A 24,565-nucleotide genomic window follows, 5' to 3' on the forward strand; every position below is an offset into this window, starting at 1 on the left:
GCAGCAGCACCCCGGCGGCGGCCGCGGTCCCGGCGGGCTCGGGGCGCAGCGCGATGCCGTAGGGCAGGAACCAGGCCAGGTGCGCGACGGCGAGCGCGGCGACCACCCCGGGCCGGACGCCGGCCCGGCCCGCGAGCGCGGCGAGGGTGTACCGCAGCAGCACCCAGGTCAGCAGACCCAGCACGACCGGCACCACACGCAGCGGCCCGAGGCCCCAGCCGACGAGGCTCCCCCACCACTGCAGCAGGTACTGGCTGGTCGCGAACGGCGCCTCGGTGACGTCGAACTGGTAGATCGCGTTGCCGATCGTCCCCGTCCGCGCGCCCTGGCGGGCCATCAGCGCGTACCAGGAGTCGTCGATGTTGAGCGGCCCGAGCACCGCCCAGGCGCAGCTCACGACCAGCACCACGAGGTCGGCCGGACCGGGGCGGACGGGCGCGTCGAACACCCGGCGGGTGCCGGTCCAGGTCCGCACGGCGACGGCGAGGGTGGCGGCCAGCGCGAGCAGGTGCGCGACGAGCAGCGCGACCTTCAGCAGCGACGGCGACGACGCGTAGCGCGCGTCGGTGTGCAGCGTGACCGCGAGCCCGGCCGCGGCGGGCCCGGTGACGTCGGTGGCGAGTTCGGCGACCTGCGGCGGTGCGATGTCGAGGCGCTCGGCGAGGATCGCGCCGTCGCGGGCGACGACGGTGCCCCCGTCCGCGGAGGTCACCTCGAGCACGCAGCCCGACCCGGCGGGCGCGGTGGCGAGCACCCGGTCGCCGGTGCGCAGCGTGAGCGTCCCGCCGGCCACGCTCGCGACGAAGCCCGGCGCGGTCACCGGGTTCTCCTCGGCGGCGGGCATCGTCCGCAGCACGTCGCCCTCGCCCAGGGCGGCCGCAGCGGCGCACGGGACGGTCGCGGAGAACTCCAGCGGCCGGTACGGCGAGAGCGGCAGCACCGTGCTCGCCGGTGCCTGTCCCGCCCGGGGCCAGGTGACGACCGGGTCCTCGGCGTCGACGGGGGCGATCGCGGCGGCGAGACCGAGCAGGCAGGTGACGACGCCGAGCAGGAGCAGCAGCGGCCCCCGGCGGGCGGGGCTCACTCGAAGATCTGCTTCCAACCGTCCTTGCCGGTCAGCACGGGCGCCGCCGCCCGGTAGCGGGCACGCAGTCCGTCCCAGTCCGCCGCGACGGCGCGGTGCAGCCGGAACGACTCCGCGACCATCTCCTTGAACATCGCCGGGTCACGACGGCGGAAGGTCACCCCGCGGCCGTCCGGGGTGGACACCGTCGCGGAGTCCAGGCCGGCCAGCACGAACCACTGGGCGTTCTTCCACGGCACGTTGCGCTGCGGGCGCTCGCGCAGCGCCGGGTCCGGGGTGCGCAGGTTGCGCAGCACCCCGCGGGCGAGCCCGACCGCGGCCTTCGCCCGGCCCACCGGGGGCTTCGGGAACAGCTGGGCGCCCAGCGCGTCGAGGTCGGCGAGCGGCACCTCGGTCGCGGAGTCGAGCGGGCGGCCGTCGTCGTACTGCGCCCGCAGGACCCGGATCTCGTCGAGCACCACGGGCAGCTTCGGGAACAGCGCCTCGGGGCCCGCCAGGAAGTCGGTGAAGCCCTTGATCTGCAGCGCGACCGCCGAGTACTCCATGAGCATCAGGTGGCGCAGGGTCCGCTTGAAGGTCTCCTTCAGCATCGCGCGCGGGTCGTCGGGGCCGTGCAGGGCCGCGGCGACGAGCCGGTTCCGGTAGTGGAAGTACGCCTGCCAGTCCGAGGAGTCGTCCTTCTCGATGAAGGACATGTGCCAGATCGCGACGCCCGGGACGGTCGCGGTGCGGAACCCGGCGGCGCGGGCGCGCAGGCCGTACTCGGCGTCGTCCCACTTGATGAACAGCGGCAGCGGCAGCCCGAGCTGCTCCGCGGCCCGGCGCGGGATCAGGCACATCCACCAGGCGTTGTAGTCGACGTCGACGCGGCGGTGCAGCCAGCGGGTCTGGCGCAGGGTGCGGGCGGCGAGGTCGTGGTGGGCCTCGGTGTCCGGGGCGGGGCGCCACAGGAACTGGTTGCGGTCGACGACCTCGCCCATGGTGGACAGCTGCGAGCGCGCCTGCAGCGACAGCATCTGCCCGCCGACGAGCATCGGCTCGCGGGCGAACCGGCTGAACGCGATCGCGCGGAGCACCGACTCGGGCTCGAGCAGGATGTCGTCGTCCATGTAGAGGATCTGTTCGCAGTCGATCCCGCCCGCGTGCGGGCCGGTGCCGTGCAGGACCTCGTACATGATCCGGGCGTAGCCGCCGGAGCCGCCCAGGTTGGGCTGGTCGATGATCCGCAGCCGGTCCCCGAGCGCGGCCGCGGCCTGCTCGTAGCCGGCCTCGTCGCGGACCTTGCGGGTGCCCTGGTCGGGGAGGATCACCGCGGTGATCGCCTCGAGGACCTGCGGGTCGGAGCCGAGCGCGGTGAGCGTGGCGACGCAGTCGGCCGGGCGGTTGAACGTCGGCATCCCGACCACGACGGCCGCGCGGCCCGGCGCGTCGTGCGGGGCGTGCCAGCCGCCGCCGTGCAGGGTCAGGTCGGCGTCGTCGGTGGACAGGTCGAACCAGTACCAGCCGCCGTCCCCGAAGGGGCGCAGGTCCAGTTCCAGGGTGACCCGGCGGCGGCCCTCGACCACCTCACCGGCGACGACGATCTGCGACCCGTCGGCCTTGGTGCGGTAGACGTCGACGCGGCCGGAGCCCTCCAGGTCCAGGCGCAGCTCGATGCTGATCAGCGTGGACCAGGCCCGCCAGTAGCCGGCGGCGAAGGCGTTGAAGTAGGCGCCGAAGGAGACCTCGGTGGCCGCGGGGACGGTGGCGCTGGTGCGGTCGAGGATGCGGGTGCGGCGGCCGCCGATGGTCGACACGGTCAGCGAGAGCGGACGCGCGTCCTCGTCGGCCAGCGGCTCGACCGGGGCGAGCGTGGTGCCGGGGCGCTCGTCGAGGTAGAGCGCGCGGACGGCGGTCGGGTCGGCGGGCCGGGGCAGGACCACCCGCTGCAGCAGCGTCTCGCCGCTGGTCGTCGCCGGAGTGGTGGGGGACACCTGACCTCGCTGGTCCGTCGTGGTCATCGCAGGAGCTGCCTCTGTCGTCGCGGGGGCGCGGGGGTCCCGGGCGGCGGCGCTGCCGGTCCGCCCGGGTCCGGGTGGAGTCGTGCGCGAGCGTAGCCGCGCGCGGTACGGGAGCCGGGAGGCGGGCGGGCGCGGCGGGGAAGCGGTGTGGATCGTCCGGTTCCCCGCCGCTCCGCGTGCCAGACTGGCGCCATGGACGAACCGGCCCGGCGTGCGGAGGTCGCGGCGGTGCTGCGCCGCGCCGGGGCGCGGTTCGCGTTCGTTCACGGCAGCCGGGCCGCCGGTGGACGCCCGCGGGCGGCCTCCGACCTCGACGTGGCGGCCTGGTGGCGGGACGACGCCCCGGCGTCGTTCGAGGTCGACCTCCCCGACGACGTGGACCTGCTCGTCCTGAACTCCGCGCCCCTGGAGCTCGCCGGTCGGGTGGCGATGGACGGCGAGCTGCTCCTCGACGACGACCCGCCGGCACGGGTGCGCTGGGTGGCGACCACCCGCAAGATCTACGCCGACGAGCTGCCACGGATCACCCGCGCGCACCGGGAGTTCCTCGATGCCGTGCGGGGTGGGCATGGTCGATGAGGCGCGGGTGGCCCGGCTGCTCCGGTCGGTTACCGACGACCTCGCCGTCCTGCGGGCGGAGTCGGCCGCGGACGCCGACCGGCGGGCCGACCGGCTGTGGCTCAGCGGGGTCAAGTACCTGTTCGTGACGGCGATCGAGGGCTGCGTCGACGTCGCCCAGCACGTCTGCTCGTCCGAGGGGTGGGGCCCGCCCGCGACGAACGCCGACGCGGTGCGGCTGCTCGGCCGGCACGGCTTCGTCGATGACGACGTCGCGCAGCGGGTCGCCCGGGCGGTCGGCTTCCGCAACGTGCTCGTGCACGACTACGTGGACGTCGACGACGACATCGTCGTCGCCCGGCTCGCGGACCTGTCGGACCTGGACTCGTTCGTCGCCGCGGTCGCCGCCCGGCTCTGAGCCGCTACCAGGCCGCGTCGAGGATCTCCCGCACGTCGTCCTCGGTGGGGGTGCGCGGCGCGTTGGCCGTCACCGGGTCGACGACGGCGGCGGCCGCCAGCACCGGCAGCAGCCCCCGGTCCACGCCGAGCTCGTGCAGCGGGCGCCGGACGCGGATGCCCTCGACGAGCGCGGCGATCCCGGCGACGGCGTCGGCGGTCCCCAGCGCGGCCGCGGCGCGGGCGTACGCCTCCGCCGCCGCGCCGGCGCTCCAGCGCATGACCTGCTCGTTCACCGACGCGAGCGCGACACCGTGCGGGGTGCCCGTGTGCGCGGTGACCGCGTGCGCGATGCCGTGGACCAGGCCCAGCCCGGACACGGTCAGCGCCTGGCCCGCCAGGTGCGCGCCCAGCAGCAGCTGCGCGCGGGCCTCCAGGTCGGTGCCGTCGTCGACGGCGACCGGCAGCCACCGGCCCACCAGGGCGACGGCCTGGGCGGCGGCGGCGTCGGAGACCGGGTTCGCGCCGCGGGAGGCGAGCGACTCGACGCCGTGGACGAGCGCGTCGAAGCCGGTGGCGGCCGTCGCCGCGGGCGGCAGGCCGACGGTCAGCTCCGGGTCGAGGACGGCGACGCGCGGCCGGACCGAGGCGTGGCCCAGGTAGACCTTCCGCTTGGCGCAGGTGTCCTCGACGACGCCGAACCCGTTGGTCTCCGCGCCGGTCCCGGCGGTGGTGGGGACCGCGATCAGCGGCAGCCCCGCGACGGGGGAGGACCACAGGTCGTCGGTCGCGCGGGCGCCGTGGTGGGTGGCGAGCAGCGCGATGCCCTTGGCCGCGTCGAGCACCGAGCCGCCGCCGATCGCGACGACCACACAGGAGCCGAACGCGCGCAGCGCCGTCGCGCCGTGCTCGACGGCCGTCGTCGACGGGTTGGGGCCGATCCCGTCGAACACCTCGGTCCACAGCCCGGCCGCGGTGAGGTCGCCGACGACCCGGTCGACGATGCCGGTGGCGCGCAGCCCGGCGTCGGTGACGACGAACGCCGCCGCCCGACCGAGGCCGTCGACCAGCGCGGGGACCCGGGCGACCGCGCCGGGACCGAACTCCAGGGCGCAGGTTGCCTCGACCGTGAACCCGTTCACCGGACCCGCCACCGTGCGATCGCCTCCTCGTCGAGGGTGAACCCGAGGCCGGGGGCGCTCGGGACCGCCAGCATGCCGTCGTCGCCGACGGTCAGGGGTTCGGCCAGCGGGAAGTCGCGACGCGCCGGGGTCCAGTCCGGCGGGTCGTAGGGGAACTCGAAGAACGGGCCGCCGCCGACGCCGGCGGAGACGTGCAGGTTCGCGAGCACGCCGATGCCGTTCGTCCAGCTGTGCGGGGTGAACGCGCGGTGGCGCAACAGGGCGAGCTCGGCGAGGGTGCGGACCCGGCTCATCCCGGCCGCGAGGACGACGTCGGGCTGGTGGACGTCGAGGACGTCGTCGTCGAGCAGGCGCAGCAGCTCACCGAACGAGCGCTGCATCTCCCCCGCGGCGATCCGCAGCCCGGGGTTGTCGGCACGCAGGGTGCGCATGCCGTCGGCGTCGGCGTAGGGCAGCGGCTCCTCGACCCAGAAGACCCCCAGGTCGGCGAGTCGCCGGACGAGGCGGCGCGTCGCGGCGAGGTCGGTCGCCGGGGCGACGTCGCCGGCCATCCGCCACGCCTGGTTGAGATCCACCATGATCGCGAAGTCCTCGCCGAGCGCCTCCCGGACGGCCGCGACGGCGCCGATCCCCTCCTCGACCCGGTCCCGGTCGATCCGGATCTTGACCGCACGGAAGCCCTCCTCCGCGACCCGGTGCGCCACCTCGGCGCGCTCGGCGGGCGGGCGCAGCACGCAGAACGACGCGTAGGCGGGCACGGCGTCGTAGGTACCGCCGAACAGGGTCGCGACGGGCAGGCCGGCGACCTTGCCCGCGAGGTCCCACAACGCCGCCTCCAGCGGCCAGTAGTGGCCGCCGTGCAGCGCGCAGGTCTCGATCGCGCGGACGTGCCGGGCGATCGCGAGCGGGTCGGTGCCGACGAACAGGTGCCGGTAGGCGTCGAAGCCGTCCATGGTGTCGCCGGAGCCGATGCCGACGACGCCGTCGTCGGTGTGGACGCGCACGATCGTCGCGTCGAACACGGTGCGGGGCTCGGGGTCCCAGGCGGCGCGCAGCGGCGGGTCGAGCGGGAGGCGCACCCGGTCCAGCGTGATGTCGGTGATCTTCATCGGGTCCGGGTGGTGTCGGGAGCTGGTTCCGGCTCGGGGCGCGATCGGGGGCGGTGCACCCCGAGCCGGTTGGTCCCCGAATGTAGGAAGTCGGCACGGCCGCGGCCAGGGGCCACCGGGAATCGAGATCATCGTTGCGCTGAGGGCAACCGGGACTAGCGTCACCGGTGTGCACAACGGCTACGGGCTCGGCCGCGACGTCGCGCTGCTGGAGGCGCTCGCCTCGGACGAGGCCGTGCGCACCGACGGGTTGGGCGTCGCCGCCGTCGCCCGGCTGACCGGGCGGGAGAAGAGCCAGGTCTCGCGCGCGCTGCGGGCCCTCGCCGACGCCGGGCTCGTCGAGCGCGACGAGGACACACTCGTCTACCGCCTGGGGTGGCGGCTGTTCTCGCTCGCCGCGCGGGGCACGGGCGGCCGCCTGACGGCCGTCGCCGAGCCGGTGCTGCACCGGCTGGCCGCCGAGACCGAGGAGACCGTGCACCTGTGCGTGCTCCGCGACGACGCGCTGCTGACCGCGCGGACGGTGTCCGGGCACTCGTTCCGCACGACCGGCTGGGAGGGCAGGCGCGCGCCGCTGCCGTGCACGTCGGCGGGCCGGGTGCTGCTCTCCGACGCGACCCCCGACGAGCTGTTCGTGCGCTTCGGCGCGGTCGAGGACCTGGTGCCGGACTACCCGCACTCCCGGGTCCGGACGGTCCCGCAGCTGTGGCAGGCGATCCAGGAGGCCGCCGAACGCGGCTGGGCGGTGTCCCACGAGGAGTTCGAGCCCGGCGTGGCCGGGGTCTCCGCACCGGTGCGCGACTTCCGCGGCCGGGTCGTCGCGGCGCTCAACGTCTCGGGGCCGACCGCCCGGCTGGACGGCCGGTTCGACGAGACGGGTCGGGCGACGGCGGCCGCCGCGGCCGCGGTGTCGGCGGAGCTGGGGTGGACGCCGGGGCGTTCCGCCCCATGATCCGTGATCAGTCCTCGGCCTCGGTGCCCGACAGCGGGCGCCCCTCGGTGAAGTGCGGGACGAGGCGGTTCTCGTACATCGTCAGCGCCGACCCGATGGCCATGTGCATGTCGAGGTACTTGTAGGTCCCCAGCCGCCCGCCGAACAGCACACCCCGGTTCGCGGTCTCCTTGCGGGCCAGCTCGCGGTAGCGGTCCAGCTTCGCCCGGTCGTCGGGGGTGTTGATCGGGTAGTACGGCTCGTCCCCGGACTCGGCGAAGCGCGAGTACTCCCGCACGATCACCGTCCTGTCCTTCGGGTAGTCCCGCTCGGGGTGCATGTGGCGGAACTCGAGGATCCGGGTGAAGGGAACCTCGGCGTCGTTGTAGTTGATCACCGAGGTGCCCTGGAAGTCGCCGGTCGGCTCGACCGACATCTCGAAGTCCAGGGTGCGCCAGCCCAGCTCGCCCTCGGCGTGGTCGAAGTAGCGGTCCAGCGGTCCGGTGTAGACGACCGGCACGTCGGCGGGCAGCTGCTCGCGCACCGCGAAGTAGTCGGTGTCGAGCACGACGTCGATGTTCTCGTGCGCCGCCATCCGCTCCAGCCAGGCGGTGTAGCCGTCGGTCGGCAGGCCCTCGTGGGTGTCGTTGAAGTAGCGGTTGTCGTAGGTGTAGCGGACCGGGAGCCGGGTGATGATCGAGGCGTCCAGCTCGGTGGGGTCGGTCTGCCACTGCTTGGCGGTGTAGCCCTTGACGAAGGCCTCGTAGAGCGGGCGTCCGACCAGCGAGATCGCCTTCTCCTCGAGGTTCGCGGCCTGCCCGGTCTCGACCTCCGCGGACTGCTCGGCGATCAGCGAGCGCGCCTCGTCGGGGGTGTGGGCCTTTCCGAAGAACTGGTTGATCAGCGCGAGGTTCATCGGGAACGCGTAGACCTGCTCGCCGACCCGGGCGAACACGCGGTGCTGGTAGTTCGTGAAGCTCGTGAACCGGTTGACATAGGCCCACACGCGCTCGTTCGAGGTGTGGAACAGGTGCGCGCCGTACCGGTGGATCTCGATCCCGGTCTCCGGCTCGGCCTCGGAGTAGGCGTTGCCGCCGATGTGGTTCCGGCGCTCCAGGACCAGGACGCGCTTCCCGAGGCCGTCGGCGACGCGCTCGGCCACGGTGAGTCCGAAGAACCCGGACCCGACGACGATCAGGTCGTAGCTGCTCAGGTCGTAACCGTTCAGGTCGGCACTGTCGACGCTCACGGCCATCGAGGGTAGGGCAGGCGTGATCCGTGGCACCCGGCGGCTTCGGTACCCTCGCAGGCAGGTCGGAGAAGCGGACGTATCCGGCACCGTCGTGGCCCGAGGAGAAGATGGCGTGAGCTGGCTGTCCGCCGTCCCCCTCGTGGTGCTGGCCGCTGCCTGGGTCACGCTCCCGGGGCTGGTCGTCGGCCTCGCCGCCGGCCTGCGCGGGATCGCCGCCTGGGGCGCCGCCCCGATGCTGTCGGTCGGCGTGATCGCCGGGTCCGCCGTCGGCGCGAGCATGCTCGGCGTGCCCTGGAGCGGGGCCGCACCGGTCGCCGCGGCGGCCGCGTTCGCGCTGCTCGTGGTGGGTGTACGACGGCTGGTGCTGCGCCGCCCGCTGCTGCCGCGGCCCACCGTGGTGCGGGCCGCCGCCGGGGAGTCGGTCCGGACACTGCTCCGCGGCGGACCCGACCGGCGCTGGACCGGGCTCGCCGCGCTCGGCGGGCTGACGATCGCCGCGGTGCTGGGCCTGCGGGCCGTGCTGCGCGGGATGGACCGTCCCGACGCGCTGTCCCAGACCTTCGACGCGAACTTCCACTACAACGCCGTCGCCCGGATCCTCGGGACGCACGACGCGTCGTCGCTCACCGTCGGCGGCCTGGTCAACTCCCCCGGTTTCTACCCGGCGGCCTGGCACGACGTCGTCTCGCTGGTGGCGCCGCTGGCCACGGGGCCGGGCGGGATCGTCGTCGCGTCGAACGTGGTCGCGCTGGTCACCACGCTGCTGGTGTGGCCGCTGTCGGTGCTCTTCCTGGTCCGCACCCTGGTCGGGCGCTCGGCCGGTGCCGCGCTGGCCGCGCCGGTGCTCGCGCTCGGGTTCGTCGCGTTCCCGTGGACGCTGGTCACCTACGGCGCGCTGTGGCCGAACCTGCTGGGCGTCTCACTGGTGCCTGCCGCGCTGGCCGCGACAGCGCTCGCCGCACGGCCGGGTCTCGGGCCGGACCCGGTGTCGCCCGCCCGGCCGGGCCCGTACCCCCCGGGACGGGTGGCGCGCTGGTTCCCGGCGGGGGCCGCCGTCGTCGCGCTGGGGTTCGCGCACCCGAACGCGCTGTTCGGCGCCGTGGTCGTCGCGGTACCGCCGATCCTGTGGGGCCTCGCGGGCGCGGTGCGCCGCGGGCTGCGCGGCGGCGTGTGGCCCACGGTGCGCGCGGTCGTCGCGGTACCGGTCGTGCTCGCCGCGCTCGGCGGCGTCGCCTGGTTCATGTTCGTCTCCCCCGCCCTCGACGGGATCCGCGGCTACTACTGGGAGCCGGAGGTCTCGGTCACCGACGCCGCGTGGAACGCGGTGCTGCACAACCCCGAGGACAACGCCCCGGCCTGGTCGATCGCGGTCCTCACGGTGGCCGGGGCGGTGTGGGCGCTGCGCCGGGCCCGCACGTCCTGGCTGGTCCCGGCGCACCTGCTCGTCTGCACGCTCTACGTCGTCGGCGCCACCACGTGGTCCTCGGTGTGGACCGGGGTCTGGTACAACGACTCGCCCCGGATCGCCGCGCTCGTCCCGGTGACCGCGGCCCCGCTGGCCGCGCTCGGCCTGGTGGCGCTGTGCTCGCTGGCCCGCAGCCTCGCCTGCCTGGTCCGGGACCGCCTCACCCGGGCCGCGCCCGCCGTCGCCGGGCTGCCCCGGCCCCGGGCCGCGGTGCTCGTCGCGATCGGGGTGATCGCCGTCGTCGTCACCTCGGGCGGGCTCTACCAGCGCTCGCACATCGACTCGCTCGCCGCGATCTACCAGACCCCGGAGGAGGTGCTGGTCGGTCCGGAGCAGGCCCGGTTCCTGCGCGAGGCGGGCGACCTGCTGCCGTCGGACGCGGTGGTGGCGCAGAACCCGTGGGCCGGGACCGCGATGCTGTGGCCGCTCACCGACCGTCAGGTGCTGTTCCCGCACCTCACCGGGGTGTGGTCGCCGGACCAGCGGATCATCGCCGAGCGGCTGCGGGACGCCTCGAACGACCCGGCGGTCTGTGCGGCCGTCGCCGAGACCGGCACCGGCTACGTGATCACGGCGCCGCCCACGTTCTGGCAGCCCGACCCGCTGGCCACGCAGTGGCCGGGGCTCGACGACCTCGCCGACGCCGACGGGTTCGAGCTGCTCGCCCGCGACGGCGACAACGCGTTGTGGCGCATCACCGCCTGCGACGCGGGCCGGGTCGTCGGGTCCTGATCACCCGGTCGGGCACGGGACCGGCGGGGCCGTACGACCGCCGGTAGTCTCCGAGACCGGCCAGCGCCGGGGAATCGGGTCCGGTGGGTCGTCGACGGCTCCGGGTTCGGCGCCGGGAGAGGAGCGCGACCTCGATGGCCGGACCCACCTGGCTGTCCGCGCTGCCCACCGCACTCGTCGCGGTGTTCTGGGTGGTCGGGCCCGGTCTGCTCGTGCTGCGGGCGTGCGGGGTCCGCGGGATCACCGCCGGGGGCCTGTCCCCGCTGGTGTCGACCGCGGTCGTCTCGTCCTCGGCCGTGCTCGCACCGCTCGTGGGGGTGCGCTGGGGGCCGTGGGTGCCGCTCGGCGCCGCGGTCGTGCTCGCGCTGCTCGGCGGATTGTTCCGGGCCTTCGTCGCCCGCCGCCCGGCCGGCAGCGCGCTGCACCGTGGCTGGCGGACGGCGCTGCGGTCGTGGACCCCGGGCCGGCGGATCCGGGCCTCGCTGGCCCGCGTCCGCGCCCCGAGGGGCCGGTTCGCGAAGCGCCCCGAACCGATGACGACCGCGATGCCCCAGGTGTGGCGGACCTCCGCCCAGCGCGCGGGCACCGACGGCCGCCGGGCCGGGGTGGCCGCCGCGGTCGGTGTCGTCGTCGCCGCCGGGCTGGCGTGGTGGACGGTGGTGCTGGGGTTCGGCCCGGTGGACGCCCTGTCCTCGACCTACGACGGCGTCTTCCACTACAACGCCGTCGCCCACATCCTGCAGTCCGGCGACGCGTCGTCGCTGACGCTGGGGTCGCTGACGAACCCGTCGTCGGCGGTGGCGCTGTACCCGGCGGGCTGGCACGACCTCGTGTCGCTGGTCGCGATGCTGTCCGGCAGCGGGGTCCCGGTCGCCACCAATCTGACGGCCTGGGTCGTGGCGGGGGTGGTGTTCCCGCTGTCCGTGGCGGCGCTGAGCCGCCAGGTCATGGGCCCGTCGCCCGGTGCCGCCCTGGTCGCGCCGGTGCTGGCCACCGGGTTCACCGCCCTGCCGTGGGCGCTCATGTCGTTCGGGGTGCTGTGGCCGAACCTGCTCGGGGTGGCACTGCTGCCCGGGTACCTGACGTTGCTGCTGGCCGTCGTCGGGGTGGCCGAGCGCAGCGTGATCGGCGCGGGCGGTGCGGCGGCCACCCTGGTCCTGACCCTGCCCGCGCTCGGCCTCGCCCACCCGAACGCGCTGTTCAGCCTCGCGGTGCTCGGCCTGTTCCCGGTGCTGTGGGGCATCGGCGTGCTGGCCCGGCGACGGCTGCTCACCCGCCGGTTCTGGCAGCCGGTGCTGGCCACGGTCGGCGTCGCCGGGATCGTCGCCGCCGTCCTGTGGTTCATGACGGCCTCACCGCTGACCGCCGGCGTGCGCAGCTTCGACTGGCCCGCGATCACCGACGTGCCGACGGCGATCGGTCAGGTGCTGTTCAACTCCTCCAACGGCCGTCCCGACCTCGTCGTGCTGTCGGTGCTGGTCGTGATCGGCGCGGTGGCCGCGCTGCGGCACGTCGCGACGTCGTGGCTGGTTCCCGCGCACGTCGCCTCCGGCGCGCTGTACGTGCTGGCCGCGGCCGACGACGGCACGACCTCCGCCGCCCTCACCGGTGCCTGGTACAACGACTCCTACCGGCTGGCGGCGATGGTGCCCGTCACCGGGGCCGTGCTGGCCGTGGTCGGGCTGTGCGCCGTCGCGTCGGTCCTGCGCCACGTGCTGCTGCGGATCCCGCCCACCGAGGCGCCGGCCCGTCGGCGGGTGGTCGCGCCCGCGCTCGCGGCGGTGCTGCTCGCGGTGGTCGTCGCCACGACCGGCGGGATGTCGGTGGCGACGCACGCCGACGTCCTGGCCGGGCCGTACCAGCGGCCGTCGGACGCCATCCTCGAACCGGGGCAGCGCGAGTTCCTCGACGAGGTCGGGCGGATCGTCGGCCCCGACGACGTCGTGGCCGCGGACCCGTTCACCGGCAACTCCCTGCTGTTCCCGCTCACCGGGCGCCGGGTCCTGTTCCCGCACCTGATCGGGAACTGGACCCCGGAGCAGATCCTGCTGGCCACCCGGTTCCGCGACGTCGGGACCGACCCGACGATCTGCACGGCGGCCGCCGACCTCGGCGTCGACTGGCTCCTGACGGGGCCGATCACGTTCTGGCCGAGCCACGGGGGCGCCCGCTGGTACCCGGGGCTGCACGACATCGCGCCGGTGCCCGGGTTCGAGCTCGTCGCGACGGGCGGGGGCCAGGAGCTGTGGCGGCTCACCGCCTGCGCCCCGGGGGCGCCGGTGACCCCCGGAGCGCAGGCGTTCGCCCCGCCCGGTCCGGACGGTGCGCCCCCGTCCCCGTACGGTGGGTGACCCCCCGACGCTCTCGACGGAGACCACGTGACCGACCTCCCCGAGTACGAACGCTCCCTGCGCATGGTGGAGCGGCGGACGCTCGCCACCGGGTTCGCCCGGCAGATCGCGATCACCACCGAACCCTTCCTCGACCTGCCGTTCCGTGACGCACGGGTGGTCGATCTCGGCTGCGGCTACGGCTACACCGCACTGGAGCTCGCAGGTCTGTGCCGGGAGGTCGTCGGCATCGAGCCGAACGGTGCGCTGGCCGCCGAGGCGACCCGGCTGGCCGCCGAGGGCGGGGCCGACAACTTCACGTTCCGTGTCCAGGGCATCGGCGAGTTCGGGCACGGCGACGACGCCGGCTCCTTCGACGTCGCCGTGCTCGACAACGTCCTGGAGCACCTCGACGACCAGCCCGACGCGCTGGAGCGGATCGCGTCCTGCCTGCGGCCCGGCGGCGTCGCCTACATCCTGGTGCCGAACCGGTGGTGGCCGATCGAGGCGCACTACGCGCTGCCGTTCCTGGCGTGGCTGCCGCTCCCGCTCGCGACCCGCTACCTGCGCTGGTCCGGGCGCGGCAGCGACTACACCGACGCCAGCTACGCCCCCAGCTACCTGCGGATGCGCCGGCTCCTCGCGCGCCGCCCCGACCTCGACGCCCGGTTCACCGTGCCCGGCGACGTCAGCCTGGCCGAGGGCGGCGGGTCGCGGCTGTACTCGCTGGGCGTCTCGGCGCTGCGCCGCTTCCCGGCGCTGTGGGCGATCTCGAAGGCGTTCCTCGTCGTCGCCGTGAAGAAGCAGCCCTGACCGTGGCGCGACGGCTCCTCGCCGCGGCCGACCTGGTCGTCGGCCCGGTCGTCGCCGTCGGGGTCGTCGCCGCGGGGCTGCTGCTCGCGGACCGGATCACGGTCCCGGCCGGGTCGAACGTCGGGCTGGCCCTCACCGCGACCGGTGGTGCGCTCGTCGCCGCGGTGCTGGCCGCCGCCGCGTGGAGCCGGTCGCCGCTCGTCGCCGCGCCGCTGTCGTGGGTGGGGCTGGCGGCCCTGCCCGCGCTGCCGCTCACGCTGTTCCTGGCGAACACCCCGCACTACCTGTTCGGGGTCGGCGGGGACCAGCAGTTCCGGGTCGCGTTCCTGACCCGGTTCGCGGACTCGGCGCGCCTCGCGGACTTCGCCTACGCGGACATGCCGCCGTACTACCCGGCCGCGTGGTTCTGGCTCGGCGGGCGGGCCGCGGCGCTGCTGGGTGTCGACGCCTGGGCGTTCCACAAGCCGTTCTCGATCGCGACGCTGGCGGTCACCGCCGTCCTGACCTACGCCCTGTGGGCACTGGTGACGTCCCGCCCGCGGGCGGTCGGGGCAGCCGTGGCGACCACCCTCGCCGGGTTCGTGACACTCGCCGCGTACTCGCCGTACTCCTGGCTGACCGCGGCGCTCGTCCCGCCGCTGGCCGTGCTCGGGCTGCGGCTGGTGCGCCGGAACGGCGGCTCGTGGGCCCGGACGGCGCTGCTCGTCGGTCTCGTCCTCGGGCTGGCCGCGGTCACCCACACCCAGATCCTGGTGTTCGCCGGGTTCGTGCTCACGGTGCTGGCCGTCGACGGCCTGGTGACGCGGACGACCCGGCCCGCGACGCTCGCCGTGACGATCGTCGTGGTCGTCGCCGCGGCACTGCCGACGGCCCTGGTGCACTGGCTGCCGTACCTGCTGGCCTCGGCCGGGCAGCCCACCTACAGCGCGGGCCAGCACTTCCTCGCCGAGGCGGGGTCGCGCTGGCCGCTGCCGATGCTGGAGGCGACCCCGGTCGGGGCGCTGTGCCTGCTGGGCACGGTGTGGATCGTGGCACGGTTCCGCACGGACCCGGTCGCGCGGGCGCTGGGCGTCACCGCTGCCTGCGGCTACGCCTGGTACCTGCTGTCGACGGCGGCGCTGGCGTTCGGCAGCACGCTGCTGGCGTTCCGCATCCAGCCGATCCTCACCGCGGCACTGGCCTGTGGTGCGGTGTGGGCGGTCGCCTCACTGGCCGGCGTCCTGCGCGACCGGGGTGTCCGTGCCGGGACCTGCGCGGCCGTGGCGACGGCGCTGGCCGCGGCGGTCGTCGTCGGGCAGGTGCAGTCCGTCCCGCAGGACTACGGGTGGACCGGGACGGCCCAGGACTACCGGCCCGACGGGACGCGGCCCGACGGCTCGCGGGACCCGGCGGACGCGAACGCCTGGCTCGGGGACCTGCGCAGCACGATCGACGGTCTGACCGGCCGCCCGCCGCGGGAGGTCGTCGTCGCGAGCGCGAACGCGACCCTGCTCAGCTACGTGCCGTACTTCGCGTTCCAGGCGTCGCAGCCGCAGTACGCGAACCCGCTCGCGGACTACCCGGCCCGCACCGACGAGGCCCGTCGCTGGGCGGCCGCGGCCGGACCGGCGCAGCTGCTCGACGCGCTGGACCGGGCCCCGGAGCGGGCACCGTCGGTGTTCGTGCTGGACCGGGCCGCCGACGGGACCCTGCGGCTGCCGCTGTCGCAGGACCGGTTCCCCGACCCGCGCCAGGGCGCCGAGCCCGCGGTGTTCGCCCCGCAGCTGTTCGACGACCCGGCCTGGCAGCGACGCGACGTCGGCCCCTACGCGGTGCTGGTCCGGGCCGGGGTGCCCCCGGTGCCCTGACGGCTCAGACCTCGACGACGGTGATCACGTTGCCGTCCGGGTCGCGGAGCATGAACAGTCGCGGCGCGCCGGGGGTGTCCTCGGTGGGCAGCGGCTCCATGTCCGCGACGAGCTCGGCCAGCCGGGCGTGCTCGGCGGCCAGGTCCGGGGTCTCGACACCGATGGCGCTGCCACCGGGCTCGTCGAACATCGGCGGGTTGAGCGCGAGCCGCGCGGTCGAGCCGGGCGGGGCGACCTCCAGCCAGCGGTACTCGTCGTTCTCGCCGAACCGGGTGTCGCCGCGGACCTCGAACCCGAGCACACGGGTGTAGAAGTCCAGGGCGGCGTCCTGGTCGGCGACGGTGAACATGACGACGCCGATGTTGTTCAGGGTGGTGGGGCGCTGCGTGGGTGTGCTCATGCCCGGTACGACCGCGGCGCGGGACGGAACTCATCGGTGCAGGCCACGACCCACGTCCGCGCGTGACTGTGACCGATTCGGGCCACGGCCCGACGCGGTTCGCGGAACACTGGCGGCCATGCTGCGCGCGCGCCGACAGGCTGCGGACCGCGGCCAGGACACGGGCCGGCTCTCCCCGGACCGCAGGATCCTCCTGGCCGCTGCCCTCGCGTCCCTGGCCGTCGGGGTGTGGGCGTGCTGGTCGGTGACCGTCGACGACGCCTTCATCACCTACCGGTACAGCGCGAACCTCGCGCACGGGTTCGGGCCGGTCTGGAACCCGGGCCGGACTCCGGTGGAGGGTTTCACCAACTTCGCGTGGATGGTGTGGCACGCGCCGTGGGTGTGGCTCGGTGTACCGCTGCCGGTGGTGTCGAAGCTGACCGCCGCCGCCTGTGCGGCGGTGATCGTGTGGGTGCTCGTCACCGAGCCTCGCACCCGCAGCGGCGCCGTGGTGGCCGCGGGGAGCTTCGTGCTGTTCCTCCCGACCTGGGTCCACGTCGACGCGGGGCTGGAGACCGCACCCTTCGCGCTGGTCGTGCTGCGGGCCGTCGTCCTCGCCGCGCGGCTGCTGCGCGACCCGGACGTCGTGGTCAGTTCCTGGGAGATGCCGGCGTTGCTGCTGCTCGCGGGAACCCTCCGCCCCGACGGAGTCCTCGGCGTGGGCCCCGCGCTGCTGGTGTGGCTGTGGCTGCGCCGTTCCCGGAGGTCGACCTGGCTGTGGACCGCGGGGGGCGGCGCACTGGGCGCCGGCTACGTGGCCGCACGATGGGCTTACTACGGCCATCCGCTGCCGAACACCTTCTACGTGAAGGTCGGGGTGGAGGCCACGACCGACGGCCGGTGGATCGAGCTGACAGCCGCGACCCTGCTGCCGTTGCTCGCGTTCGCAGTCGCCGCGTTGTTCCGGTCGCGCACCGCGGGCCCGGCCGCGCTGGTGCTGGCGAGCTGCACCGCGCTGTGGATCATCCCGGCCCTGTCCGCACCGGCGATGGACTACCTGTCCCGGTTCGCCTGGCACGGGTTCCCGCTGGTGTGCCTGGCCGCGGCGTGGGCGCTGGACACGGTCGACCTGCGCCGGGTCGCAGCCGGAGCGGCGGTGGTCGCCGTCGGTTGGACGACGGTTGCAGGCCTCCTCGCACCGGACGGCCCCAGCATGGTCAACTACGGGGACGACCTCCGGCGCGCGCACATCGCCGTCGGTCTCGCCCTGGCCGACACCGACCTGCCGGCAGACCGACGGACCGTCGCGGTGTCCGATGCCGGGGCCATCCCGTACTTCTCCGGATGGACCGCCACCGACTACATCGGCCTCAACGACGGACGGATCGCGCACGGCGCCGACCCGACCGAGGTCCTGCAGGCCGACGACCCGTCCGTGGTGGTCGTCACCAGTTCCTCGCCCAGGCCGCCGGCCGCGTCGTGGCGGACGGATCTGACTCCGGTCCTCGCCGGCCGCGAGCTCGTCGGCGTCGCGCAGATGCGCCCGGAGTACTTCCAGCTCGTGTTCGCGACGCCGGACGTCGCCCCGCAGGTCCGGACGGCGCTGGACCGGCGCCTCGCCGAGGGCCGCGCGGTCACCGACGCCCGGCTCGACCCCGGCTACTCCCGCTGGCTGGAGCGGGTCCTCGGGCTCAGCTGAGGCGCCCCAGCACGTGCCCGCCGAGGGCGCGCAGCGCGGCGGCGTCGCGACGCAGCACCGCGCCGGGCAGCTGGACGGCGGCGTTGAGCCGCGACGACACATGCGCCCGGGCGGCGCGGGCGGCCCGGGGCAGCCCCCGGGCGTTCATACGGTCCGCCTCCGCCGCGAAGTAGCGGCGCTCCTCGGCGAAGCGGTTCCCGGCGACCGCGCCCGACCCCGAGTCGCTGGAGCGGTGGCGCCGGTAGCGGAAGCAGACGTGGTCGTCGACGACCATCGTGCCGCCGTCGGCGATCACCGCGACCGGCAGCGCCAGGTCGAACACGTCCGCGGACTCCGGCATCGCGACCCGCGCCACCGCGTCGGTCCGCCAGCACAGCGACGGGTTGTACAGCCAGTTCCCCCGCAGCAGGCTCACCAGCAGGTCCTCGCCACCGACCGGGCGCGGGCCCGACCCGGACGGTGCGAGCAGCGCCTTGACCCGGTCGGCGAGCGGGCGGACAGGGCGGTCGTCGGCGTCCATCACCGCGACGCCCGGCTGCACCACCGCGGCGTCCGGCCAGCGCTCGTGCAGCGCGAGGACGGTGTCGAGGTAGTCGGGCTCCATGAGGTCGTCGGCGCCCATCATCACGAAGTACGGCAGCTCGACCGCCTCGATGCAGTACCGGTTGTTCGGCTGCGCGCCGAGCCGCTCGGGGTTGCGGCGGTACCGGATCCGGTCGTCGCCCAGGCCCGCGAACCAGGGGCCGATCGTGTCGTCGGGGTAGCCGTCGTCGACGACGGTGAGCCGCCAGTCGGTACGGCGCTGGTCCTGGACGCTGCGGACCGCACGGCGCAGGAGCTCCGGGTCGCCGTAGAAGGGGAGCATCACGTCGACGGGCACGCACCCGACGGTAGCGAGGCGCCCCCTGGCTAGGATCACCCGGCCTCACCAGCCACGACACCAGCCACGACCCGGAGCACGGCGATGGACATCCAGAACCACTACTACGGCCACTCGGCCGTCCTCGCCGCCTACGCCGGACTGTCCCGGCCCCGGCACATCGCCGGTCTGCTGCAGCACGGCTGGACCGCGGTCTCGCCCGTCGCCGCGCACTTCGCGGACTTCCCGAAGGTCGGCACCGACCCCCGGCAGCGACGTCTGCTGGTGTGGTCGCACGGCTGCCGCGGCTGGTCCCCCGCGGACGAGGACCGCACGACCACCCCGGTCGGCGCCCCGGTGCTCTACCTGGAGGCGCTGCTGCGCGCGCAGGGGTGGACGCCGTCGGAGCGGCTCGGGCCGGTGTTCGTCCCGTTCCACGGCACCCGGCTGGTCCGGGTGACCGGCGCGCACGCCGACCTGGCCCGTCAGGTCGCGAGGGTCGACGGCCCGTCGACGGTGTGCCTGCACCACGAGGACATGACCGACCCGGAGATCACCACGGCCTGGCGCGACGCCGGACACACGCTGGTCACCGCCGGTCGGCGCGACGACCCGCACTTCCTGCTGCGGATCATGCACCTGGTCGGGAACGCGAGCCGGGTCTCGTCGAACCGGCTGTCGACGGCCGTGCTGTACGCGGCCGCCGTCGGCACCCCGGCCGCGGTGTGGGGGGACCCGCTGACGTTCGGGGCCCAGTCGTCGTCGGCGGTGGACGAGCTGCGCGCGACCTGGCCGGAGTTCCACACGGTCGATCCCACCGACGGGGCCCGCCCGGGGACCGGCGCCGCGGAGGCCGACGCCGCCGCGACCGCGCTGGCCCGCCGTGAGCTCGGCGCCGAGCACCTGCTCGACCCCGCTGCGTTGCGCTCCGTGCTCGGCTGGGGCCGCACCCCGGGCGTCGGGCCGGGTCTGCAGTACTACGCGGCGTCGCCGCTGGCGAAGGCCGCGATGGTGCTGGGGCTGACGAAGCGTTCCGAGGCCAGCACGCAGGCCATGTCGGCCGGCAGCTCGAACCCGCTGCTGTGGCTGCGTCACCCGCTGGCCGCGCTGCCGAAGCCGTTGCCGCGCGGTCTGCCCACGCCGGTCACGACCGAGGAGCCCCTCGACGCCTGACCACGCCGGTCAGGCCGGCCGGAAGATCCGGCGCACCAGCACCAGCAGCGCCACCCCGAGCAGCGCGGCCAGCACGAACCGCACCGACAGCCACAGGACGCCCTCGGACGGCAGCAGCACGCCGGCCCCGCACACGACGACGCCGACGGCCAGCGGCCCGGCCAGCACCGCCTCCCGCCAGCGGGTCGGCGACACCCTGCGACGCAGCAGCGACGTCCCGGCCGCCAGGGCCAGGTAGATCAGCGGGAACCCGGCGGCGACGGCGGTCAGCGACCCGGTCCGGGCGAGCAGCACCGCCGCGACCACCCCGAGCACCAGGCTGACCGGGCTCGCAAAGGCCAGCCCGCCGCTGCGCCCGGACGCGAACACCAGGTGCACGTTGGCCAGGTAGACGACGCTGACCACGGCGCCGAGCGTCGCGACCGCGGTGACCGGCACCAGCTGCTCGGGGGCGAACGAGGCCGGGGCGAGGATGCGCAGCAGGAACGGCGCGAGCAGCGCGACCCCACCGGCCAGGGCGGCGGTGACGACGCCGACGTCGCGGGCGGTGCGTTCCAGGGCGGCGCCGCGGGCCTCGGGCGGCGTCCGGTAGATCACCGGCGCCCAGGCGTTGTTCAACGCCGAGACGATCATGGCGGGGGCGGAGCCGAGCAGCAGCGCGATCTGCATGCGGCCGCCGTCGGCGACGCCGAAGTACCGGTTCACGATCAGCACGAGCGCGTTCTGCACCAGTAGCAGCGCGACCAGGTGCGGGACGGCGGGCAGCCCGATCCGCAGCGCCCGGCCGAAGTCGCCGCGTGCCGTCCGGGGGCGGCCGCCGCGCAGCGCAAGCACGAGCCCGGTCACCGCGGCGGCGAGGTAGCCGAGCAGCAGGCCGAACAGGTAGTCGTCGGCGTCGCTCGCCCGCCAGGCGACGAGCGCGAGCCCGGCGAGCGGGCCGCCGAGCGTCGCCACCCCGGACATGACCACGAACGGCACCGGCCGGTCCTGCACACGCAGGAATGCCTGGGCGTTGAGCACCACGACGAAACCGGCCGCGGCCAGCCCGGCGAAGACCAGCCCGGCCCGCCAGGGCACCGACAGCACCGGTCCGCTCCACCACGGCCCGGCCAGCACCGCGAGCACGACCACGACCAGCGACAATGCGCTGCCCTGCAGCACCAGCGCCCGCGCGCCGTCGGCGCCGGAGCTCTCCAGGATCCCGTGCCGGGTGATCGACGACGCCAGGCCGAACCCGACGACCATCGCGCCGACCTGCACCAGGATCAGCCCGACCGCGACGACGCCGTACTCGGCGTCGCCCAGCAGCCGGGTGACGAACGGCGTGACGACGACGTTCGCCAGGATCGGGGCGACGCTGCCCAGGGTGTAGAGCGAGCCGCGCCCGAGTACCTCCCGGCTGGCGTCCACGCTCACGTCTCCCTCACGCGGAGTGCCCGAAGAACTCCCGGACCAGGGCGGAGACCCGGTCCACGTCGGTGTCGGTGAGATCGGGGAACAGCGGCAGCGAGAGCTGCTGCGAGTAGTACTCCTCGGCGTTCGGGCACAGGCCGCGGCGGTAGCCGAGGTCGGCGAACACCGGGTGCCAGTAGGCGGGGATGTAGTTGACCTGCACCCCGATGCCCCGCTCGCGCAGGTGGTCGAACAGCGCGCGGCGGCGGCCGTCGAGCACGCGCAGCGGGTAGAGGTGCCAGGCGGGCTCGGCGCCGTCGCGGCGGACCGGGGTGCGGACCTCGGGCACGTCGGCGAGCGCGGCGTCGTAGCGGGCGTGGATCTCCCTGCGCCGCGCGGTGAACGCGGCCAGCCGCGTGAGCTGCGACGACCCGAGTGCGGCGAGCAGGTCGGGCAGCCGGTAGTTCAGCCCGAACGCGTGCACCTCCTGGTGCCACGGCCCCTCGTCGGGGAAACGCTGCGCGTCCCGGTCGCGGACGAGGCCGTGGTTGCGGAACGACCGGGCGCCCGCGACGAGGTCCGAGCTCGGGGACACGACCGCGCCGCCCTCCGCGGTGGTGAGGTTCTTGGTGGGGAAGAAGCTCAGCGTCGTCAGGTCGGCCAGGTCACCGACCGGGCGCCCGTGCCAGGTGCCGCCCACGGAGTGCGCGGCGTCCTCCAGCAGCAGGGCCCCTGCCTCGTGTGCCAGCGACCGCAGCGGTTCCGCGTCGATCGGGTGGCCCGCGTAGTCGACCCCGGCCACGACGGTGGTGTCCGGGGTGAGCGCGGCCTTCGCCGCGTCCGGGTCGAGGTTGCCGGTGTCGGGGCTGACGTCGGCGAACACGACGTTCGCGCCGAGCAGCGCCGCGGCGCTCGCCGTCGCCACGAACGTCAGCGGGGCGACCACGACGTCCTGGCCGGGGCCGACCCCGGCCGCGGCGTAGGCGACGTGCAGCGCCGCGGTCCCGCTGGTCACGGCCACCGCGGGGTTCCCGCAGACCGCGGCGAGGTCGTCCTCGAACCGGGTCACGGCCGGGCCGGTGGTCAACCAGTCGGTCCCGAGGACCGCCGTGACCGCCTCGACGTCGGACGACGAGATCGACTGCCGGCCGTAGGGGAGCATCAGTCGAGCGCCTCGACCATCGCGCGCAGCTGCTCGGGCGAGAGCCACAGGTCGTTGGTGTCCGACCGGTACGCCTGCCCGTCCGGGACCGGCTCCCCGTCGGCCGGTGAGGTGTAGCCCCAGCCGGCGATGTAGGGCTCGACGACATAGCGGTCGGCCAGCTTGAGGGTCCGTCGCGAGTCGTCGGCGGCGATCATCTCCTCGTGCAGCTTCTCCCCCGGCCGGATCCCGATCTCGTGGGTCGCGGCGCCGGGGGCGATGGCCTCGGCGAGGTCGGTCATCCGCATCGACGGGATCCGCGGCACGTACAGCTCGCCACCCTGCATCGCGTCGAAGGAGTCGATGACGAACTGCACCGCGTCCGGCAGGGTGATCCAGAACCGGGTCATCCGCTTGTCGGTGATCGGCAGCGACTGGCCCTCGGCGGCGAGGCGCTTGAACAGCGGTACCACCGAGCCGCGGCTGCCGAGCACGTTGCCGTAGCGGACCACGGCGAACCGGGTCTCGTAGGCGGCGGCGTAGTGGTTCGCGCTCACGAACAGCCGGTCGGCGCACAGCTTGGTGGCGCCGTAGAGGTTGATCGGGCTCGACGCCTTGTCCGTCGACAGCGCGACGACCTTCTTCACCCCGGCGTCGATCGCGGCCTCGACGACGTTCTGCGAGCCCTCGACGTTGGTCCGGATGAACTCGAACGGGTTGTACTCGGCGGTGTCCACCTGCTTGAGCGCGGCGGCGTGCACGACGTAGTCGACACCGTGCATCGCGCGGCGCAGGCGCGGCTGGTCCCGGACGTCGCCGAGGAACCAGCGCAGCCGCGGGTCGTTCTCGAACAGCGAGCGGCACTCGTACTGCTTCAGCTCGTCACGCGAGAGGATCACCAGCCGCCGCGGCTCGTAGCGGTCGAGCAGGGTGCGGACGAAGGCCTTCCCGAAGGACCCCGTCCCGCCCGTGACCAGGACCGACGAGCCCTTGAGTACCGACATCACGCCTCCAGATCTGCGGAATTTCTTCCGCCCGGCATGATGGCACGCGCTCAACCGGACGAATCGAAGCAGGTACAGGTGCGGGTCAACGCGGTCATCCAGGCGCGGACGGGGTCGACGCGGCTCCCGGGCAAGGTGCTCACCGATCTCGGCGGTACACCGGTGCTCGACCGGGTGGTCGCGGCCGCCCGTGCCGCCGAGGGCGTCGACCGGGTGGTCGTCGCGACCTCGACCGCCGCGGGCGACGACGCCGTGGCCGAGCGGGCCGCGGCGCTCGGCGCCCCGGTGGTGCGCGGCTCCGAGGACGACGTGCTCGCCCGCTTCGTCCAGGCCGCCGACGAGCACCCCTGCGACGCCGTGGTGCGCCTGACCGCGGACTGCCCGCTGCTCGACCCGGCGCTGGTGTCGCTGGTCGCCGCGACCTGGCGGGACGCCCCCGGCCACGACTACGTCGCGACCACCCTGGTGCGCACCCTGCCCCGCGGCCTCGACGTCGAGCTGGCGCGCACCGGTGCGCTGCGCGAGCTGGCCGGCACCGCGACCGGCTACGACCGGATCCACGTGACGTCGGGCCTCTACGGCGCTCCGGAGCGGTTCCGCTGCCTCGGGCTCGTCGTCGCCCCGGCGGCCGACGACCTGCGCGTGACCCTCGACACCGCCGACGACCTGCACGCCCTGCAGGGCCTGGTGGAGGCACTGGGCGGCCGGAGCGACTGGCGGTCGGTGGTCGCGGTGCTGCGGTCGCGACCCGACCTGGTGGAGCGCAACGCGCACGTCCGCCAGAAGTCCCTCGCCGAGGGCTGACCGTGCGTCTGCTGCTGCGTTGCGACGCCGGGCCGTCGACGGGAGTGGGGCACGCCGTCCGGTGTGCCGCGGTCGCCGAGGCCGCGGTGCTCTCCGGGCACGAGGTGTCCTGGTCGGGACGGCTCGACGGGCTGGACTGGCTGTGGTCCGGGCTGGTCCGGGAGCCCGGCCCCGTCCTGCCCCCGGCCGACACCGCCGGCGGACTCGCGGCGCTGGCCCGTGAGCACCGGATCGACGCCGTGCACGTCGACCACTACCTGCTCGGCGACGACCTGCGTCCGGCCCTGCACGACGCCGGGGTCGTGCTGTCCACGGTGGAGGACTTCGCGACCGGCCGGCGTCCCGGCGACGTCGTGGTCGACCCCAACATGGGCGCCGACGACCACCCCCGCCCCGACGACGGCTCCCCCGTCCTGCTCCGCGGCCCCGGCTACGCCCCGCTGCGGCTGGCG

Annotated in this window: 20 protein-coding genes and 1 pseudogene; 11 read left to right on the forward strand and 10 right to left on the reverse strand. The window is 74.8% G+C overall.

The window, feature by feature from the left end:
* Both NH602_RS10420 and NH602_RS10425 read right to left on the reverse strand, forming a co-directional pair.
* On the reverse strand, positions 1–1,084 hold a 1,084-nt coding region (locus tag NH602_RS10420; RefSeq protein ID WP_253067711.1), incomplete at its 3' end, for an arabinosyltransferase domain-containing protein.
* Positions 1,081–3,084, reverse strand: coding sequence for a glycosyltransferase (locus tag NH602_RS10425; protein WP_253067712.1), 2,004 nt, complete (start codon positions 3,082–3,084; stop codon positions 1,081–1,083). The genes NH602_RS10425 and NH602_RS10420, both read right to left, overlap by 4 nt.
* 192 nt (positions 3,085–3,276) lie before the next feature.
* Here NH602_RS10425 and NH602_RS10430 point away from each other — a divergent pair, with 192 nt between their 5' ends.
* The gene (locus NH602_RS10430) at positions 3,277–3,663 is read left to right on the forward strand and encodes a nucleotidyltransferase domain-containing protein (RefSeq protein ID WP_179761419.1); all 387 of its coding nucleotides are present in this window, start codon (positions 3,277–3,279) and stop codon (positions 3,661–3,663) included.
* Positions 3,653–4,060 carry a DUF86 domain-containing protein gene (locus NH602_RS10435; protein ID WP_179761420.1) on the forward strand — a complete coding sequence of 136 codons (408 nt, stop codon included), beginning with the start codon at positions 3,653–3,655 and terminating at the stop codon, positions 4,058–4,060. The genes NH602_RS10430 and NH602_RS10435 overlap by 11 nt, the downstream gene beginning before the upstream one ends.
* Before the next feature lie 4 nt (positions 4,061–4,064).
* Here the strand turns inward: NH602_RS10435 and NH602_RS10440 are convergent, their stop codons facing one another.
* Both NH602_RS10440 and NH602_RS10445 read right to left on the reverse strand, forming a co-directional pair.
* Entirely contained in the window at positions 4,065–5,192 is a 1,128-nt protein-coding gene (locus tag NH602_RS10440) for an iron-containing alcohol dehydrogenase family protein (RefSeq protein ID WP_253067713.1), read from the reverse strand.
* The gene (locus NH602_RS10445) at positions 5,177–6,289 is read right to left on the reverse strand and encodes a mandelate racemase/muconate lactonizing enzyme family protein (RefSeq protein WP_179761421.1); all 1,113 of its coding nucleotides are present in this window, start codon (positions 6,287–6,289) and stop codon (positions 5,177–5,179) included. Before NH602_RS10445 ends, NH602_RS10440 begins: the two co-directional genes overlap by 16 nt.
* A 169-nt stretch (positions 6,290–6,458) precedes the next feature.
* Here NH602_RS10445 and NH602_RS10450 point away from each other — a divergent pair, with 169 nt between their 5' ends.
* The gene (locus NH602_RS10450) at positions 6,459–7,241 is read left to right on the forward strand and encodes an IclR family transcriptional regulator (RefSeq protein ID WP_253067714.1); all 783 of its coding nucleotides are present in this window, start codon (positions 6,459–6,461) and stop codon (positions 7,239–7,241) included.
* 7 nt (positions 7,242–7,248) lie between these two features.
* Here NH602_RS10450 and glf read toward each other — a convergent pair whose 3' ends face one another.
* Entirely contained in the window at positions 7,249–8,475 is a 1,227-nt protein-coding gene (gene glf / locus NH602_RS10455) for a UDP-galactopyranose mutase (RefSeq protein ID WP_179761423.1), read from the reverse strand.
* A 109-nt stretch (positions 8,476–8,584) separates the two neighbouring features.
* Between glf and NH602_RS10460 the strand changes: the two genes are divergently transcribed.
* The 4 genes from NH602_RS10460 (at position 8,585) to NH602_RS10475 (ending at position 15,659) form a co-directional block, all read left to right on the forward strand.
* Positions 8,585–10,669 carry a DUF6541 family protein gene (locus NH602_RS10460; RefSeq protein WP_179761424.1) on the forward strand — a complete coding sequence of 695 codons (2,085 nt, stop codon included), beginning with the start codon at positions 8,585–8,587 and terminating at the stop codon, positions 10,667–10,669.
* Between the two features lie 134 nt (positions 10,670–10,803).
* A complete protein-coding gene (locus tag NH602_RS10465) occupies positions 10,804–13,020 on the forward strand; it encodes a DUF6541 family protein (protein ID WP_253067715.1) in 2,217 nt (738 codons plus the stop codon).
* Between the two features lie 27 nt (positions 13,021–13,047).
* The gene (locus tag NH602_RS10470) at positions 13,048–13,812 is read left to right on the forward strand and encodes a bifunctional 2-polyprenyl-6-hydroxyphenol methylase/3-demethylubiquinol 3-O-methyltransferase UbiG (RefSeq protein ID WP_073573795.1); all 765 of its coding nucleotides are present in this window, start codon (positions 13,048–13,050) and stop codon (positions 13,810–13,812) included.
* Between the two features lie 2 nt (positions 13,813–13,814).
* On the forward strand, positions 13,815–15,659 hold the full coding sequence (locus NH602_RS10475) for an arabinofuranosyltransferase (protein ID WP_253067716.1): 1,845 nt from the start codon (positions 13,815–13,817) through the stop codon (positions 15,657–15,659).
* Positions 15,660–15,663: 4 nt separating this feature from the next.
* Here NH602_RS10475 and NH602_RS10480 read toward each other — a convergent pair whose 3' ends face one another.
* Entirely contained in the window at positions 15,664–16,059 is a 396-nt protein-coding gene (locus tag NH602_RS10480) for a VOC family protein (protein ID WP_253067717.1), read from the reverse strand.
* 118 nt (positions 16,060–16,177) lie between these two features.
* Between NH602_RS10480 and NH602_RS10485 the strand changes: the two genes are divergently transcribed.
* Entirely contained in the window at positions 16,178–17,740 is a 1,563-nt protein-coding gene (locus NH602_RS10485; RefSeq protein WP_253067718.1) for a hypothetical protein, read from the forward strand.
* Here NH602_RS10485 and NH602_RS10490 read toward each other — a convergent pair.
* The gene (locus NH602_RS10490) at positions 17,733–18,620 is read right to left on the reverse strand and encodes a glycosyltransferase family 2 protein (RefSeq protein ID WP_253067719.1); all 888 of its coding nucleotides are present in this window, start codon (positions 18,618–18,620) and stop codon (positions 17,733–17,735) included. The genes NH602_RS10485 and NH602_RS10490 overlap by 8 nt on opposite strands.
* A gap of 84 nt (positions 18,621–18,704) precedes the next feature.
* Between NH602_RS10490 and NH602_RS10495 the strand changes: the two genes are divergently transcribed.
* The gene (locus NH602_RS10495; RefSeq protein ID WP_253067720.1) at positions 18,705–19,772 is read left to right on the forward strand and encodes a hypothetical protein; all 1,068 of its coding nucleotides are present in this window, start codon (positions 18,705–18,707) and stop codon (positions 19,770–19,772) included.
* A gap of 9 nt (positions 19,773–19,781) precedes the next feature.
* On the opposite strand, the gene NH602_RS10500 is transcribed toward NH602_RS10495, so the two are convergent.
* From NH602_RS10500 to pseB, 3 genes are read right to left on the reverse strand one after another with little or no spacing between them, the layout of a single operon-like run.
* The gene (locus tag NH602_RS10500) at positions 19,782–21,182 is read right to left on the reverse strand and encodes a lipopolysaccharide biosynthesis protein (protein ID WP_157818402.1); all 1,401 of its coding nucleotides are present in this window, start codon (positions 21,180–21,182) and stop codon (positions 19,782–19,784) included.
* Positions 21,183–21,195: 13 nt separating this feature from the next.
* The gene (locus tag NH602_RS10505; protein ID WP_100879172.1) at positions 21,196–22,326 is read right to left on the reverse strand and encodes a DegT/DnrJ/EryC1/StrS aminotransferase family protein; all 1,131 of its coding nucleotides are present in this window, start codon (positions 22,324–22,326) and stop codon (positions 21,196–21,198) included.
* Positions 22,326–23,309, reverse strand: a complete 984-nt coding sequence (gene pseB / locus NH602_RS10510) for a UDP-N-acetylglucosamine 4,6-dehydratase (inverting) (RefSeq protein ID WP_100879171.1) — start codon at positions 23,307–23,309, stop codon at positions 22,326–22,328. The genes NH602_RS10505 and pseB overlap by 1 nt, the downstream gene beginning before the upstream one ends.
* 39 nt (positions 23,310–23,348) lie before the next feature.
* Between pseB and NH602_RS10515 the strand changes: the two genes are divergently transcribed.
* A complete protein-coding gene (locus NH602_RS10515; RefSeq protein ID WP_253067721.1) occupies positions 23,349–24,113 on the forward strand; it encodes a cytidylyltransferase domain-containing protein in 765 nt (254 codons plus the stop codon).
* Positions 24,114–24,115: 2 nt separating this feature from the next.
* Positions 24,116–24,565 (forward strand): annotated as a pseudogene (locus NH602_RS10520) (spore coat protein); the annotation flags it as partial.

Origin of the sequence: Pseudonocardia sp. McavD-2-B (genome assembly GCF_024124365.1) — a bacterium.
Lineage (GTDB): Bacteria > Actinomycetota > Actinomycetes > Mycobacteriales > Pseudonocardiaceae > Pseudonocardia > Pseudonocardia alni.

Bases quoted from the DNA above. Each gene is read 5' to 3' on its own strand.
- NH602_RS10435 (WP_179761420.1), top strand. From the start codon at position 3,653: ATGGTCGATGAGGCGCGGGTGGCCCGGCTGCTCCGGTCGGTTACCGAC.
- NH602_RS10480 (WP_253067717.1), bottom strand. From the start codon at position 16,059: ATGAGCACACCCACGCAGCGCCCCACCACCCTGAACAACATCGGCGTC.
- NH602_RS10515 (WP_253067721.1), top strand. From the start codon at position 23,349: ATGGCACGCGCTCAACCGGACGAATCGAAGCAGGTACAGGTGCGGGTC.
- pseB (WP_100879171.1), bottom strand. From the start codon at position 23,309: ATGTCGGTACTCAAGGGCTCGTCGGTCCTGGTCACGGGCGGGACGGGG.
- NH602_RS10445 (WP_179761421.1), bottom strand. From the start codon at position 6,289: ATGAAGATCACCGACATCACGCTGGACCGGGTGCGCCTCCCGCTCGAC.
- NH602_RS10495 (WP_253067720.1), top strand. From the start codon at position 18,705: ATGGACATCCAGAACCACTACTACGGCCACTCGGCCGTCCTCGCCGCC.
- NH602_RS10430 (WP_179761419.1), top strand. From the start codon at position 3,277: ATGGACGAACCGGCCCGGCGTGCGGAGGTCGCGGCGGTGCTGCGCCGC.
- NH602_RS10425 (WP_253067712.1), bottom strand. From the start codon at position 3,084: ATGACCACGACGGACCAGCGAGGTCAGGTGTCCCCCACCACTCCGGCG.
- NH602_RS10485 (WP_253067718.1), top strand. From the start codon at position 16,178: ATGCTGCGCGCGCGCCGACAGGCTGCGGACCGCGGCCAGGACACGGGC.
- NH602_RS10465 (WP_253067715.1), top strand. From the start codon at position 10,804: ATGGCCGGACCCACCTGGCTGTCCGCGCTGCCCACCGCACTCGTCGCG.
- glf (WP_179761423.1), bottom strand. From the start codon at position 8,475: ATGGCCGTGAGCGTCGACAGTGCCGACCTGAACGGTTACGACCTGAGC.
- NH602_RS10505 (WP_100879172.1), bottom strand. From the start codon at position 22,326: ATGCTCCCCTACGGCCGGCAGTCGATCTCGTCGTCCGACGTCGAGGCG.